Genomic DNA, 14,674 nt, shown 5'->3' on the forward strand with positions numbered 1-14,674 from the left:
ATTTTCTAAAATGGGCAAGATATGGAACATAATGAAGCTTTAGCCTTGAAATATCGTCCAATGGACTTTGATGAGCTAGTTGGGCAAGAATCAGTTAGCCGCACTCTCTCTTTGGCTTTAGAGAGCAAAAGATTATCTCATGCTTATTTATTTTCAGGACTTAGAGGAAGTGGAAAAACTTCAAGTGCTAGAATTTTTGCACGTGCTTTACAATGTGAAAAAGGACCAAAAGCAAAACCTTGTGGTGTTTGTGCAAATTGCATTGCAGCAAACCCTCACAAAATGCGTCATATTGATATTATTGAGCTTGATGGAGCTTCTAGTCGCAAAATCGATGATATTAGAGATTTAATTGAACAAACCAAATATCATCCTAATATGGGGCGATATAAAATCTTTATCATCGATGAAGTGCATATGCTTACCAAAGAAGCCTTTAATGCACTACTAAAAACCCTAGAAGAACCTCCAGAATATGTTAAATTTATCCTAGCCACCACCGATCCTTTGAAACTACCTGCGACTATTCTTAGTCGCACACAGCATTTTAGATTCAAAAGAATCTCTGAAAAAAATATTTTTGAGCATTTAAAAAATATTTTACACAAAGAAAATATCACCTATCAAGACGAAGCACTTAATATGTTAATCCGCAGTGGATCTGGCTCTCTAAGAGATACTTTAACGCTACTAGATCAAGTTATTATCTATTCTAACTACAATATCACCTCTGATTCTTGTGCCAATATGCTTGGGCTTATTAATCCCCAAAGTCTTAATATACTTTTTGAAGAGATTTTTCAAAAAGACAAAGAATCGCTACTTAAACACATTGAAGGATTTTCTGAATACGAATGCGAAATGCTTTTAGATGAAATGGCAATCTTTTTAAAAGAAAAACTTCTAAGGGGCGAGGATACGCGCTATAGTGCAACAATTATTGATCGATTCTTTCGAATCATCACCCAAGCTAAAGAACTTTTGTCTTTAGGAAGTGATGATAGTTTTGTACTTACTTTATCCATCTTTAAAATGCTTGAAGCCCTAAAGATTCAAGAGATTGACAAAGCCATTGAAATGCTAGAAAAAGGACTAACACTCCCTAGCAAAGAAAATCAAGCCAAAGACCAACCAAAAACCCTAGAGCAACCCCTTAAAATCACTCAAACTAATCCAACAATCACTGAAATTCAAGCTCAATCTTCCAATCAAACTCACATAAGCAATTTCAATCCCGCACAAAAAGGTGAGGATTTGTTTGCCTTACTAGTGCAAAAAATTTATGAAAGGAACTTTGAATTAGGGGAAATTTTTGAAAAAAATATTCATTTTGTCTCTTATGAAAATGGGGTTTTAGTTTGGGAAACCACTGCTCAAGATTCTGATAAAGAACGGCTAAAAAATAGCTACACTAATATCATTAAAGGATTTGTTCTAGAAATTTTTGGGATACAAACTCAAATCAAACCTGTCATCAAAGAACCAAAAATTTCCCAAACACCTTTAACCAGCACACAAGAATCAGAACCAAAGCAACAAGCACAAAATATTTCTGATTCTAATGATGCACAAGATTCTAATCCCGCAAAACCTAATTCCACAGAATCATCAAAATCAAATACCACATTAAATACCCCTAAAACAACCATACAATCCACAGAAGCACAGCCCACTCACAAAAGCATTCAAGATGAAGTTAATGAAGCCTTAGGGCTTCCTATTTTACAAGAAGCAAGGCAACTCTTAGAAATCAAGCAAATCAAAGTTCGCCCCAAAAACGGAGAATAAATGAAAAGCTTAGTTTTAGATGAGAATTCACTTCACCAATTATGCGAGACTTTGGATCTAAAAAATCAACGCGGTATTTATTTGTTAAAAGGAGATTTAGCCAGTGGAAAAACCACTTTAGTTAAAGCAATGGTGCAATATTTGGGCAATTCTAGCGTGGTTACTTCGCCTACTTTTTTATTGGCGCAAGATTATGGAGAGGGAATCTATCATTATGATATTTATCAAAAGAATCTAGAAGAGCTTTTAGAAATCGGATTTTTAGAAGAGCTTGAAAAAGAGGGTTGGCATTTTATAGAATGGGGTGATGAAAAATTAGCTAAAATATTAAAACAAATTGGTATGGATTTTAAAAGCATTGAAATCCTTCCAAAACAACACTTAAGGGAATATAGAATTGATGCATAAGCTAGAAGCAAAAAACTTAGTTAAAATTATCAAAAAAAATAAGATTATTTCTGATATTTCTATGGAAGTAAGAAGTGGCGAAGTTGTCGGTCTTTTAGGACCAAATGGCGCAGGAAAAACAACAAGCTTTTATATTATTTGTGGGCTTTTGTTGCCAAGTAGCGGAAAGGTCTTTTTTGACAACAAAGACATTACAGGACTAAGTTTGCATAAGCGCTCTCAATTAGGGATTGGTTATTTACCCCAAGAATCAAGTGTTTTTAAAGATCTAAGTGTTGAAGAGAACCTAATGATTGCCGCTGAAATTTGCTTAGACAGCGAAAAGGAACGCTACAAACGCACCGAAGAATTATTAGAAGAATTTAATATTGAACCCATTCGCAACAGAAAAGGTGTTAATCTAAGTGGTGGAGAGCGGAGACGCGTGGAGATTGCTAGAGCGCTGATTAAAAAGCCAAAATTCATCTTGCTTGATGAGCCTTTTGCAGGAGTAGATCCCATTGCTGTTTTAGACATTCAAAACATTATTAAAAAACTTTTAAATTTTGGCATTGGTGTTTTGATTACCGATCACAATGTCCGAGAAACGCTAAGTGTGTGTCATCGCGCCTATGTAATCAACAAAGGAATGTTGCTTGCTAGTGGAAATTCAAATGAAATCTATGAAAATGAACTCGTAAGAAGACATTATTTGGGAGATCATTTTAAGGCATGAAATTAAGAACCCAAGCCTCCGCTACTCTAAAAACAAAGCTTTCCTCTACACTAAAAAGTTGGCTACCCATACTCCAAAGTAGCACTCTAGAGCTAGAAGAAACACTAGGAGAATTTGCAAAAGAAAATCCCTATGTTGAAATCAAATCAGCAATGGCAACTGACTTTTCCTCTGAAAGAAAAAAACGCAAAGAGGGACCAAGAGGGCTTAGGAGCGTTGAAAATGATGGAATTGAGAGATTTTGCATTCAAGAAGAAAGTCTAGAAGAAATGCTAAAATCCCAAATAGTTCCACCCCTATTTCCTACAAAAACTTCACAAGCTATTGCTGAAAAAATCATCGAAAATCTAAATGAAGAAGGGTATTTTGATGGCGATAAAGAAAAAATTGCCAAGGAATGCCAAAGCAATAGCCTAGAAGTTGAAAAGATTCGCAGGCGATTTGCTTATTTAGAACCTGCAGGAATTGCAGCTGAAAATCTCATAGAATCTTTTTATTTTCAATTAGAGAATATGGATGTTGCTGATTCTATTTATAGTGTGTGTTTGAAGCTTATTGGTGATTTAGAAAATCACACAAAATACAAAGAAGACAAAAACTATACTCAAGCAATGCGTGTAATTTCCAGCTTTAAAAACCCTCCTGCTTTAGATTTTTATCAAAAAGAAGCAGCTATTATTCCAGATATTTTAGTGATTCAAGAATTAAATAATATTCAAGTTCAAATCAATGAAAAATACTATCCAAGCATTGAAATTGAAACACAAAAAAAAGATTCCAAAGAAAAAATCAAAGATGAATTCATAAAAAGCAAAATTAAAGATGCTAGGGATTTAGTAGATGCTCTAGAAATGCGCAAAGCCACACTCTATAAAATAGGCTTAATGATTGTGGAATATCAATATGACTTTTTTATGGGCGGAGAAATAAAGCCTATGAAGCTAAAGGATTTAGCAGAGGAATTTGGACATGCACCAAGCACAATTTCTAGAGCCATTTCAAATAAATTTTTAGAATGTGCTAGAGGAATTTTTCCCCTAAGGAATTTCTTTGCCACAGCCCTAGATGAAGACACTTCTAATACCACAATCAAAGAATTTGTAAGCGAACTTATCAAAAACGAAAACAAGCAAAAACCCCTTAGCGACAATAGAATCTTAGAACTCATTGAACAAAAATTTAATCTCAAAATTGTGCGAAGAACGATTACAAAATATCGCGCACAACTCAACATAGCAAGCTCTAGCGAACGCAAAAAACTTTATAAAATATCTCTTAATTCACATTGACTTTAGGTTTGTATTTTATACTTCTGCTACAAAAAAATTATAAGGAGCTTAACATGAAAGCAAAAACCATAATTTCTATTTTAGTTGGCACAGCCTTAAGTGCTTCTATAGCCTTAGCAGCAGATTTTTCAAAAAAGAGCAATGATGAACTCATCAATCTTTCAGGAAAAGTAACTCCAAAAGACTATCCAGATTATAAAATGGAGATTCACAAAAGAACACAAAAAATGACACTCAAAGAGGGTAGAGATTTTAGGAAACAATTAAGAGACAAAAGACAAAGCGTTTATGAACAAATGACATTAAAAGAATACAGAGAATATCAAGATGCAATCGCTAAAGAAACAGCTAAAAGAATCGATTCAATGAGTGAAAAAGAAGCCTATGAAAGTGGGCTATTAAGAAAATACCACAAGAATCAATGTAAAGGCAACAGGGGACCAAATGGGGGCGATTACCCAAATAGGGGATATAAAGAATGTCCAATTGGTCCAAGACCATAAATCTTGCGCAACGCTTTAGTTGCGTAAGCAAAGGAGATAAATGAGCGCAAAAATATTGCTATTAGAAGATGATATGGCATTACAAGAAATTATTGCAGAATGCCTTAGTGAAGAGGGCTATGAAGTAGTTTGTTGTAATGATGGGATAGAAGCATCTAATAAAGCATATGAAGAAAATTTTGATTGTTTATTGCTTGATGTGATGGTCCCCAATATAAATGGATTTGAAACCCTAAAAAATATTCGCAAAAGTGGCAAACAAACACCTGCGATCTTTATTACTGCCTTAAATAGCATTAAAGATTTGGAAGTGGGTTTTAAAAGCGGTTGTGATGATTATTTGCGCAAACCCTTTGAACTTTCAGAATTGCTTTTGCGCTTAGAAGCATTGCTTAAGCGGAGTAATCGTATTAATTTATATGACTTTGAAAATGGTTATAGCTTTGATTGCAAAGAAGGAATTTTATATTTCGAAGGAAAACCTTATAGAATATCTAACAAAGAGCGAGAATTACTCAAAATCCTTTTGGTTAATGAAAATCACTTTGTCCCATTAGAAGAAATTTTTAATACCCTTTGGGACTATGGAGAAGAACCAAGCGAACTTAGTTTGCGTGTGTATATCAAAAATTTACGACAAATTGTAGGAAAAGATAATATTCTTACGCGCAGGGGCGAAGGGTATTGCTATAGAAAGTCTATCCAATGAATGAAAGCAGAAAAATTGCCTTAAAAATTAGCTTACTTTACACCATTACAAGCTTTATTTTTTTAATTGTTGTGTTTTATGGTTGGTATCAAAAAGAAAAACAATCTCTTATTGAAGAAAGAACACTGCAACTCCGAGAATTGGCACATAATCTAGCAATATATCTACAAGAAAAATCGCAAACAAAGCCCAACGATCTCCTTCAATTATTGCAAGAAAGTGCTAAAGAATTAGACATTTCTTTTTCTTTAAATAAAGAAAATGGAGAAGTGATTTTTAGTGCGTTAAAAAATCCTATCACCAAAAGGGATTTTAGGAATCTTTTAACAAGAAAAGGAACTCCTATTAATTTCAAAAAAAATCACAAATACACTGATAAAATCATCATCATTGAAGACAATGTTTATTTGGTAACCCAAAGAATGGGGGGAAGATTTTGGCGCTTAGTAAATTTAGAACTTCACAAAAAAAATTTGCACAATCAGCCTTATTGGCGTGATGATTTTTTTATGATTATCCAAGATAATGGTATTTTAAGAGAGATTCACGCTCTGTGGTTGTTAATTGGTGGAAGTTTTTTATTAGCTCTTTTTGGAATGAGTGTAATAGCTTATTTCTTAGTTCGTTTAAGCCTAAAGCCCTTAGAAGAAAAAATAGAAATTCTTAATCGTTTTATCAAAGATTCCACGCATGAAATCAACACCCCCTTAAGCATTATTCTAATGAGTATTGAGAGAATCAAAAAAGAAAATCTTAAAGAACAAGATTTGCAGAAATTACAACGAATCAAAATGGCAGCCAACACACTAGAGCAAATTTATCAAGACTTAGTTTTTTATAATTTTTCTCATATTCAAGAAAATAGCCTAGAAGAAATCGCTATGGATTGCTTATTAAAAGAAAGAATTTCTTATTTTGAACCCTTTTATAAGAAAAAAAATATCACCATAACCCTAAAAATAAATCAAAGCCTATTAAAAGCAAATAAGAATCGCATTATTAGAATGGTGGATAATTTGCTAGATAACGCCCTTAAATACACCTATAATGGCGGAAATGTGGAAGTAATCATAGATAAAAATACTTTAATTATCAAAGACAATGGCTGTGGAATACCCAAAACACACCTAAAGCGCATTTTTGAGCGATATTATCGCTACAATAAAGATCAAGGTGGATTTGGAATAGGATTGGCACTTGTTAAAAAGATTTGCGATTCTTATAAAATAGACATTCAATGCCAAAGTATAGAAAAAAAAGGAACAACTTTTATCCTAAAATGGTAAGAAACAAAAAAATCTTGTAAAGTTTGCACAAGCTAAATAAAATTTGGCTATAATCTATGTTTTAATCAAGAAGGTTGGTAGATGCTAAATAAAATCATTGAAAATGCCTTCAAACAGGCAATAGAAGACACTTTAGATAAGACACCCCAAGTTGCAAATGAAAAGCTACTTGAAGGTTTTTTATCTAGCATTGATGTTATGTATGATGATGGAGAGAAAACCACTATTACTTTTATTAGCACAAAAGAATTTTTAGAGATTTTTGGTGGCGGATTGTTGGGGGAAGAAGAGTTTGATGAATTAACCCTAAAAGATCTTTCTCAAGAACTTGCCAATCTCACTATCGGACTAGCCAAAGTTTTAGCAGTTACTGAGGGAGTGAAATTTAACATCTCAACTCCCAAAGTTTATGGCTATGGAGAATTTAAAGATTCATCTACTAAAAGCCTTAATTTTACCCTAGAGGGCACAAAATGCTCCCTTTTTATCCATATTTAAAATAAAGCAGAGAAAATGCCAGCAGATGAATTTACTTTAGCCAAGATACAAGCGCCAAAACAAGAAGATTTAGCTCGCTATCTTGAAGGAATCATAAATAACTATGGCGGATTGCTAGATATGAAAGTATCCTTTCATGCCGAGCTTGGATCTGCAAAGATTCCACTCTTAGAGATTCTACGCTTTGAAAAAGGCTCTATTATTGATTTGCAAAAACCAGCAGGAGAGAGTGTAGAGATTTATATTAATGGCAGAATCGTAGGCAAAGGTGAAGTTATGGTTTATGAAAAGAATCTTGCTATTAGGGTAAATGAAATTTTAGATTCTAATGCCATTATTTATTATCTCACAAGAGAAAGTATTAGCGCGGTATGAAAATATTATTTTGGATTTTATTTTGCCTATCCATTAACCTAGCACAAGACAAAGTAGAATCAACCAAAATTTTAGGAGAAAGCAACAAAACTTTTCCCTTTGAAATGGCTAAGTCGCCTTTGGAGAGTATTAATGTGTTTCAATATAGTGGCGTGATTCTTATTTTAGTCGGACTTCTAGTGTTGCTATGGTATGTTCGCAAAAGAGTTTATTATAAAGACAATAATAACTTTTTGGATTTTTTCAAAAAAAATCCAAAGGATTTTCCTATTACAATTCTCTCTAGCACTCCTTTATCGCTTAATGCCAAGCTGATAGTTTTTGAGCTTTACAAAATGCGCTATATTGTAATATTAAACCAAAATGGAGCCACTTTAGTTGATAAATATCCTATAGAAGATTTTGGGGAATTATTTAAGCAAGAAAAACAATAAATGAAAAATAATCTCATTGCGTTTTTTTTATCGCTATTAATTCACTTTATTATTTTACTATTGATTTTTATCAAATTACCCCAAGATGATTCCTACAAACCACCCAAACACGGAAGCAAGGAAGGGGAGCGTATTAGTATTAAAGATTTTAAATTCTCCCAAGCCACGCAAAATCTCCCGCAAAATCCACCAACCCCTACACAGCCACAAGAATCAGCGCCTTTAACCACAAAAGAAGAATCTAAAAACACAAAAAACGATAAACCAACACCAAAGACCAAGGAATCAAAACCCAAAACCACAAAAGATTCTAAGACAAAACAACCCACCCCTAAACCTACTCCCCAAAAAGCAAACAAATCAACTCCAAACCCTCTTGCCTCTTCTCTTAAAAACAAGCCCACTTCAAAACCCTCCTCTCCTTCAATCTATAACTATAGCAATAATATGGAAAATCAAGAAATTAAAGAATTGTATGGGGAAGATTTGTATTCTTTAAATTATGAAGAGAGAAAATTCATAGAAGACAACCTAAGTAGCATAGGCAAAATCACACAACAATATCTAAAATACCCACAAATTGCCGGAAGAATGGGACAACAAGGCGATAATATTGTGGAATTTTATTTGCACCCAAATGGAGACATTTCAGATCTAAAACTACTCACACCAAGCGGTTTTAGACTTTTAGATGACAATAGTCTCCATACCATTGAAATTGCTTACAAAGACTATCCCTATCCTACAGTTAAAACCAAAATTAGAATCCGCGTAATGTATCGAATCTATTGATTCCTAAAATCTTTATACTCCCTAGGAATCAAACAATCATTAACATCAAGAATCTGCGGACATAATTTATTATCAAATCCAAGTTTAAAAAGCATATTAATTGCTTCAAGTTGCTTATTGCTTAGTGAGATTGAATCTTCATTGGCATAGAGATTAAGATAATGCTCTAACTTCTTTGAATCAACGCGAACTAGATTCCTTTCTAAAAGCATTTTAGAAAGAAGTGATTTGTTTTTTAGCGCAACTCTAACAGCTTGAGTGAGTATCTCTTCACACTCTATAGCAATGCTAAGTGGCAAAGATCGGCGAATGCACATTCCCCCTAAGGGAAGAGGGAGATTTTGACAATTCAAATCACTCCAAATATCCCAAATTTCACATTCAACTTCAAGATTAGAATCATATTGTAAAATAGATTCGTGAATTAAAACTCCCGCATCAACCTCATCTTCCAAAACCGCTTTTTCAATTTCCAAAAAATTTTTATAATAGATTCTTGCGTGAGGATAAGCAATTTTAAAAATCATCGCATTAGTCGTGTGTTTGCCACTTAGAGCCACTTTAAAATTCTTTTTAAGTGTTTTGCCTTTTTTTTTAATCAATTTAGGTCCATACCCCTCGCCAAAACTAACGCCCGTTCTTAATAGGGCTTGTTCTTGAGCCAAAAAAGGATACACCCCAAAAGAAATAGCTGAAATATCCAATACACCTTCCAATGCCATTTCATTTAAAGTTTGTATATCTAAAGCTTGATTTTCAAAAGCAATAGTATTGCCTACCCAGCCAAACGCAATAGCATAATACATAAAAAGATCATCAGCATCTGGTGAATGCCCTATTTGTATAGTCCTCATAATCTTACTTTGTATAAAATTTAATGTCAAATTCTAATGGAAACTAACTTATAAGGGAATGAATTTTTTCAATCACCCAATTAGGTTTTAATTCTCGCATACAAGCGTGATAATCAGCAGAATCTTGTGAGATAGGACAGGAACGCTTTTTGCAAGGTTGGCACGAAAGTGCTTTGTGAAAAGTTTGAAGAGAAAGAATATAAGAATGTTCTGCATTAAAGGGGCAAGTTTCCTCTTGATTAGTTGGTCCAAAAAGTGCAATTGTAGGGATATTTAAAGCTGCTGCAATATGCATAGGACCACTATCATTAGTAATAAGAATTTGTAGTCTTAAAAAATACGCCATTAATTCTTGAATATTAGTTTTTCCACTTAAATTTATTATTCTATTGCTTTGTTTAAGATAGGATATAATCTTTTCATTAATAAGATTTTCTGATTCTACCCCAAAGAGAATCACACAAAAATCGTGCTTTAATAAATCTTCTATCACAGCAGCAAAATATTGTTCCTCCCAACGCTTAGCGCTCCCAAAAGCCGCACCCGCATTGATTCCTGCAATTTTAGAATGATTAAAATGTGCAGGAAGCGTTATGGAGATTTTAGGAGGTTTCAAATAAAGCCTAGGCACAACGCAATGATTAGGAATGATAGTCTCTACAAGTTTGGCAAACCTTAGGGATTCGTGGAGTTTTTTTGGTTTTTTTAAAGTAATATTTAAAAGTAAAGAGCGCAACTCATTGGCATAACCAATGCGTTTTTTAGCACGATTAAAAAATAAAAAAAGTGCGGAGAGAAAATTATTTTGAAAAGTCAAGGCAATCTCACAAAAAGGAATAGCTCTAGCAAGTCTGTAAAGTGCTAAAACCCTAAACTTAGCTTGTTTGCTATTATCAACAATAGTTGTAGTATTAGGATAATGGTTAAAAAGTGCGCAACTCACCTTACTTCCCACAAAATAAAAATGAGCATTTGGATAAGTGCGATAAAGAATCTCCAAAGCAAATGTTGCCATCACCGCATCACCTAGCCAATTTGGAAGACGAATAAGAATATTCATAATAATCTCTCAAAACTTCTAAAATACTTCAATCATCAATCTTAATTATTTCATTGGAAAACAATCTAAAATTTCTTGCGTAATTTCTTGAATACTGCGATTAGCATTGATGCAAAAATGTGCAGAATCTTTATAGACTTGATAGCGTTTTTGATAAAGTTCTAAAGCTACTTTTTGATTTTCAAAAAGTGGTCGCTTAAGTCTCTCTTCTTTGCTAAGGCGCAAAAGAATATCCTCAAAACTAAGATCCAAAAAAAACACTTTTCCCATTAGCCTAACATCACAAAACAAAGGCATTCCACCCCCAGTTGAAATAATGCAATGGCGGATATTTTGAGATACAAACAGACAAAATGCCCTCTCAAGATTCCTAAAATAAGTTTCACCTTTTTGAGAAAAAATTTCAGGAATTGTCATATTTTCATTATTTTCAATCACTAAATCACTATCAAGTATCAAGGCATTTGTGTGCTGATAGAGTGCTTTAGCAACACTGCTTTTGCCACTCCCCATAAATCCAATCAAAACAAGATTAGTAGAATGCAATCTCTAAGCCCTCTTTTGTGTTTTTCAAAAGGTATTTATATTGCCCATCTAAATTCAATGTAATTCGGTAAAAATCCAAATGCGTTTGTAATTCTACCTTATTAACAATTGGCAAATGGGTTATCATTGAATCTTTCAGGCTTTTATTGCTATTGCTTTTAAAATCAAGAATCAATCGCGTTGGAGAGGCAAGTGTAAAATCTCTTATTAATTGCAAAGGTGTTTTTAAAATCACTTTTTTGCCTTCAATGTGAAAGTTAAAGAGTTTATGAAAATTAAAATCACTAGCTGTAGGCAAAGTCGTATTTGCTTGAACTTCTTGACTTAACACAAGCGGGAAATGCCAATCAATATCCCCATCAAGCTCTTTTTCAATAGCACTAATAGAACCATCAAGATTCTGATAAGAAATGGCAATCTTTTTGATTTTTCGCGCTGTGGAGGGGAGATTTAAAGCGGTTTGAGTAAATAAATCCAATTTAGGTGGATTTGAAACTTGTCCGCTCTCTTTTGGTTTCATTGCTGATTCAAATGGATTTCTAGTGGGTTTTGTGCTATTGTTTTCACTAGGCAATTGCGCTTTTTTCACTTCTATGGGAGCTTGAATATTAAGATCAGGGATCTTAGGCAACACTTGAGGCTCATTGGCAAACATATTTAACGCAATAATAAACAATACACTTAAAATTCTCATTGCGGCTCCAATCCTTTCAATTCAAAAAATTCTTTTTGAAGTTTTGCATTTTCACTCATAAGATTCTTTACTTCTTGAGACATTTCTCTTTCTTTTTCTCTAAGTTCTAATAAAACCTTTAAAGAATTATTACCAAAGAGTAAATTCCCAAAATAAACTCCTGCGATACAAATCACTAACAAAAGGCTTAAAAAAGGAAGTAGCTTATAAAACCCTCCCTTTTGATAACCAAATTCTTCTTCATCCATAACTATTTTCTAAAGAGACTTTTTCCTAGATATTCTGGATAAGCCAACTCATTTTCAATTGCCAAAAGTCGATTATATTTTGCCATTCTCTCACTCCTTGCTGTTGAACCTGTCTTGATTTCTCCTGTATTAAGCGCAACAGCAAAATCAGCGATAAAGCTATCTTCACTCTCTCCACTACGATGACTCATAATGCAACGATAATTATTGCGTTGTGCTAGGCGCACAGTTTCCATAGTTTGACTTACCGTTCCTATTTGGTTTGGTTTAATAAGCACTGCATTAGCAATATTTTGCTTGATTCCTTCTGCAAGAATCTTAGCATTTGTAACAAACAAATCATCACCCACGAGCTGAATCTTATTTCCAAGTTTTTGTGTAAGCTTCTCCCAACCACTCCAATCATCTTCACTCAAGCCATCCTCAATTGAAACAATGGGATATTTTGCAATTAATTTTTCATAATATTCAATCAATTCTTCACTGCTAAGCTCACGCCCTTCGCCTTTGAGACAATAGATTCCTTTTTCATTAACAAACTCACTACTAGCAACATCAAGCGCTATTGCGATTTGATCTCCCTCTTTATATCCTGCTTTTTTCACAGCCTCCAAAATGACTTGAATGGGTTCTTCATTAGTCTTTAAATTAGGAGCAAATCCACCCTCATCACCAATGCTTGTAATGTGTTTAGAATCTTTTAGAATCTTTTTTAAATGTTGATAAATCTCTGCACTTGCACGCATTGCTTCACTAAAAGTATCAAATCCAACAGGCATAATCATATATTCTTGAAAATCCACGGTGTTATCAGCGTGACTTCCACCATTAATAATATTTAACATAGGCACTGGAAGCACTAAAGCATTTGCGCCACCTAAATAGCGATAAAGTGGGATATTTAAACTCTTTGCTGCAGCCCTAGCCACTGCCATAGAAACCCCAAGTGTAGCATTTGCACCAAGCTTAGAGAAGTTTTCTGTGCCATCTAGCTCAATTAATGTCTTATCAATATCACCTTGATCAAAAGGATTCATACCACAAAGTGTATCAGCAATACTAGTTTGAACATTTTCACAAGCCCTTAAAACCCCCTTACCCAAGAATCTCTCATCTCCATCGCGCAATTCCAAAGCCTCTCTTTTACCTGTGCTAGCACCACTTGGGACAATCGCACTCCCCACACTTCCATCGCTTAATAGGACACTTGCCTGAATCGTAGGATTCCCACGACTATCCAAAACTTCTTGTGCTTGAATCTCATCAATATAAATCATTGTTTTCTCCCTATTCTTCTAAATTTTCATCATCATCTGTAGATAAATCATCCGTTACGCTAATAGAAGCCTTGATTTTTTCTTCTATTTCTTGAGCAACTTCTGGATTTTCTCTCAAAAATACCTTAGCATTTTCCTTGCCTTGACCTAACTTCTTATCTTCATAGCTAAACCACGCTCCACTTTTATCAACAATGTCAAGCTTCACACCATAATCAATTAACTCACCTTCCTTGCTGATTCCCTCACCAAACATAATATCAAACTCTGCCCCTCTAAAAGGTGGCGCCACTTTATTTTTAACAACTTTTGCCTTGACACGATTCCCAATATTCTGCTCACCTTGTTTTAAAGTTGCAATACGCCTTACATCAATCCTTACACTTGCATAAAATTTAAGTGCATTTCCGCCAGTAGTAGTTTCTGGACTTCCATACCCCATCACTCCGATTTTCATACGAATTTGATTGATAAAAATCACTGTTGTATTCATTTTGTGAATCACGCCTGTAACTTTTCTTAGCGCTTGACTCATAAGCCTTGCTTGAAGTCCCACATGCTGATCACCCATATCCCCTTCAATTTCACTTTTTGGAGTAAGTGCAGCAACAGAATCAATGATAATCAAATCCACTCCCCCACTTCTTGTAAGGGTTTCTAGAATCTCCAAAGCTTGTTCTCCAAAATCTGGCTGTGAGACAAGAAGATTCTCCACATCAACTCCAAGCCTTTTAGCATAGGTTACATCAAGAGCGTGTTCAGCATCAATAAAAGCACAAATTCCACCCTTTTTTTGACATTCTGCCACTACTTGCAAGGCAAGTGTTGTTTTACCTGAACTCTCTGGTCCATAAATTTCAATGATTCTACCCTTTGGAATCCCACCAATTCCAAGAGCAATATCTAACCCCAAAGAGCCTGTGCTAATTGCATCAATTTTTTCCACAGGTTTATCTCCAAGCCTTATTAAAGCGCCTTTTCCAAAGGCTTTATCAATTTGTTTAATAGCTAATTCTATCGCCTTTTGTTTGTTCTCGTCTAATGCCATTCTTTCTCCTACAAGAAAATAAAAACTAAATTTTAACCAATTAAAATAAAAATAGACCCTTATTATAAGCAATTTTACTATATTTTTTGCCTAATGTTTTTTTAAAATTAAAAGACTAAAATTCCAAGTTTGTTTAAAATATAGCTAATA

At 34.1% G+C, this 14,674-nt stretch carries 18 protein-coding genes; 11 read left to right on the forward strand and 7 right to left on the reverse strand.

From position 1 onward, the window contains the following. The first annotated feature begins 21 nt into the window (after positions 1-21). From CCY98_RS03270 to CCY98_RS03320, 11 genes are all read left to right on the forward strand, one after another. Complete coding sequence (locus CCY98_RS03270) at positions 22-1,788, forward strand: DNA polymerase III subunit gamma/tau (RefSeq protein WP_112057169.1); 1,767 nt, start codon at positions 22-24, stop codon at positions 1,786-1,788. Further along, positions 1,789-2,196, forward strand: a complete 408-nt coding sequence (tsaE, locus tag CCY98_RS03275; protein WP_112057170.1) for a tRNA (adenosine(37)-N6)-threonylcarbamoyltransferase complex ATPase subunit type 1 TsaE — start codon at positions 1,789-1,791, stop codon at positions 2,194-2,196. After that, positions 2,189-2,911, forward strand: a complete 723-nt coding sequence (lptB, locus tag CCY98_RS03280; RefSeq protein ID WP_112057171.1) for an LPS export ABC transporter ATP-binding protein — start codon at positions 2,189-2,191, stop codon at positions 2,909-2,911. The genes tsaE and lptB overlap by 8 nt, the downstream gene beginning before the upstream one ends. Then, positions 2,908-4,200, forward strand: coding sequence for an RNA polymerase factor sigma-54 (locus CCY98_RS03285; protein ID WP_112057172.1), 1,293 nt, complete (start codon positions 2,908-2,910; stop codon positions 4,198-4,200). Before lptB ends, CCY98_RS03285 begins: the two co-directional genes overlap by 4 nt. Before the next feature lie 53 nt (positions 4,201-4,253). Continuing rightward, entirely contained in the window at positions 4,254-4,703 is a 450-nt protein-coding gene (locus tag CCY98_RS03290; protein ID WP_112057173.1) for a DUF1104 domain-containing protein, read from the forward strand. Between the two features lie 40 nt (positions 4,704-4,743). Continuing rightward, positions 4,744-5,412, forward strand: a complete 669-nt coding sequence (locus CCY98_RS03295; RefSeq protein ID WP_112057174.1) for a response regulator transcription factor — start codon at positions 4,744-4,746, stop codon at positions 5,410-5,412. Further along, positions 5,409-6,698, forward strand: coding sequence for an ATP-binding protein (locus tag CCY98_RS03300; RefSeq protein ID WP_112057175.1), 1,290 nt, complete (start codon positions 5,409-5,411; stop codon positions 6,696-6,698). The genes CCY98_RS03295 and CCY98_RS03300 overlap by 4 nt, the downstream gene beginning before the upstream one ends. Positions 6,699-6,779: 81 nt before the next feature. Next, positions 6,780-7,196 carry a hypothetical protein gene (locus CCY98_RS03305; protein ID WP_112057176.1) on the forward strand — a complete coding sequence of 139 codons (417 nt, stop codon included), beginning with the start codon at positions 6,780-6,782 and terminating at the stop codon, positions 7,194-7,196. Between the two features lie 15 nt (positions 7,197-7,211). Continuing rightward, positions 7,212-7,571 (forward strand): flagellar motor switch protein FliN, encoded by a 360-nt coding sequence (gene fliN / locus CCY98_RS03310; RefSeq protein WP_112057177.1) that lies wholly within the window; start codon positions 7,212-7,214, stop codon positions 7,569-7,571. After that, positions 7,568-8,005 carry a hypothetical protein gene (locus CCY98_RS03315; RefSeq protein ID WP_112057178.1) on the forward strand — a complete coding sequence of 146 codons (438 nt, stop codon included), beginning with the start codon at positions 7,568-7,570 and terminating at the stop codon, positions 8,003-8,005. The genes fliN and CCY98_RS03315 overlap by 4 nt, the downstream gene beginning before the upstream one ends. After that, positions 8,006-8,797, forward strand: a complete 792-nt coding sequence (locus tag CCY98_RS03320; RefSeq protein ID WP_112057179.1) for an energy transducer TonB — start codon at positions 8,006-8,008, stop codon at positions 8,795-8,797. Here CCY98_RS03320 and CCY98_RS03325 read toward each other — a convergent pair. Genes CCY98_RS03325 through recA form a run of 7 tightly spaced genes read right to left on the reverse strand, consistent with a single transcriptional unit; the run spans position 8,791 to position 14,524 of the window. Then, positions 8,791-9,651: an MqnA/MqnD/SBP family protein gene (locus CCY98_RS03325; protein ID WP_112057180.1), complete on the reverse strand. Its 861-nt coding sequence runs from the start codon at positions 9,649-9,651 to the stop codon at positions 8,791-8,793. The two genes, CCY98_RS03320 and CCY98_RS03325, sit on opposite strands and share 7 nt — an antisense overlap. Positions 9,652-9,694: 43 nt before the next feature. Further along, the gene (gene waaF / locus CCY98_RS03330) at positions 9,695-10,711 is read right to left on the reverse strand and encodes a lipopolysaccharide heptosyltransferase II (protein WP_112057181.1); all 1,017 of its coding nucleotides are present in this window, start codon (positions 10,709-10,711) and stop codon (positions 9,695-9,697) included. A gap of 45 nt (positions 10,712-10,756) precedes the next feature. Beyond that, positions 10,757-11,257, reverse strand: a complete 501-nt coding sequence (locus CCY98_RS03335; protein ID WP_112057182.1) for a shikimate kinase — start codon at positions 11,255-11,257, stop codon at positions 10,757-10,759. After that, positions 11,244-11,951: an AMIN domain-containing protein gene (locus CCY98_RS03340; protein ID WP_112057183.1), complete on the reverse strand. Its 708-nt coding sequence runs from the start codon at positions 11,949-11,951 to the stop codon at positions 11,244-11,246. The genes CCY98_RS03335 and CCY98_RS03340 overlap by 14 nt, the downstream gene beginning before the upstream one ends. Beyond that, positions 11,948-12,199, reverse strand: coding sequence for a hypothetical protein (locus CCY98_RS03345; RefSeq protein ID WP_112057184.1), 252 nt, complete (start codon positions 12,197-12,199; stop codon positions 11,948-11,950). The genes CCY98_RS03340 and CCY98_RS03345 overlap by 4 nt, the downstream gene beginning before the upstream one ends. A 2-nt stretch (positions 12,200-12,201) precedes the next feature. Continuing rightward, positions 12,202-13,476 carry a phosphopyruvate hydratase gene (gene eno / locus CCY98_RS03350; protein ID WP_112057185.1) on the reverse strand — a complete coding sequence of 425 codons (1,275 nt, stop codon included), beginning with the start codon at positions 13,474-13,476 and terminating at the stop codon, positions 12,202-12,204. Positions 13,477-13,486: 10 nt separating this feature from the next. After that, positions 13,487-14,524, reverse strand: coding sequence for a recombinase RecA (gene recA / locus CCY98_RS03355; protein WP_112057186.1), 1,038 nt, complete (start codon positions 14,522-14,524; stop codon positions 13,487-13,489). Positions 14,525-14,674 lie beyond the last annotated feature (150 nt).

Origin of the sequence: Helicobacter sp. 11-8110, assembly GCF_003288905.1 — a bacterium.
Taxonomy (GTDB): domain Bacteria; phylum Campylobacterota; class Campylobacteria; order Campylobacterales; family Helicobacteraceae; genus Helicobacter_D; species Helicobacter_D colisuis.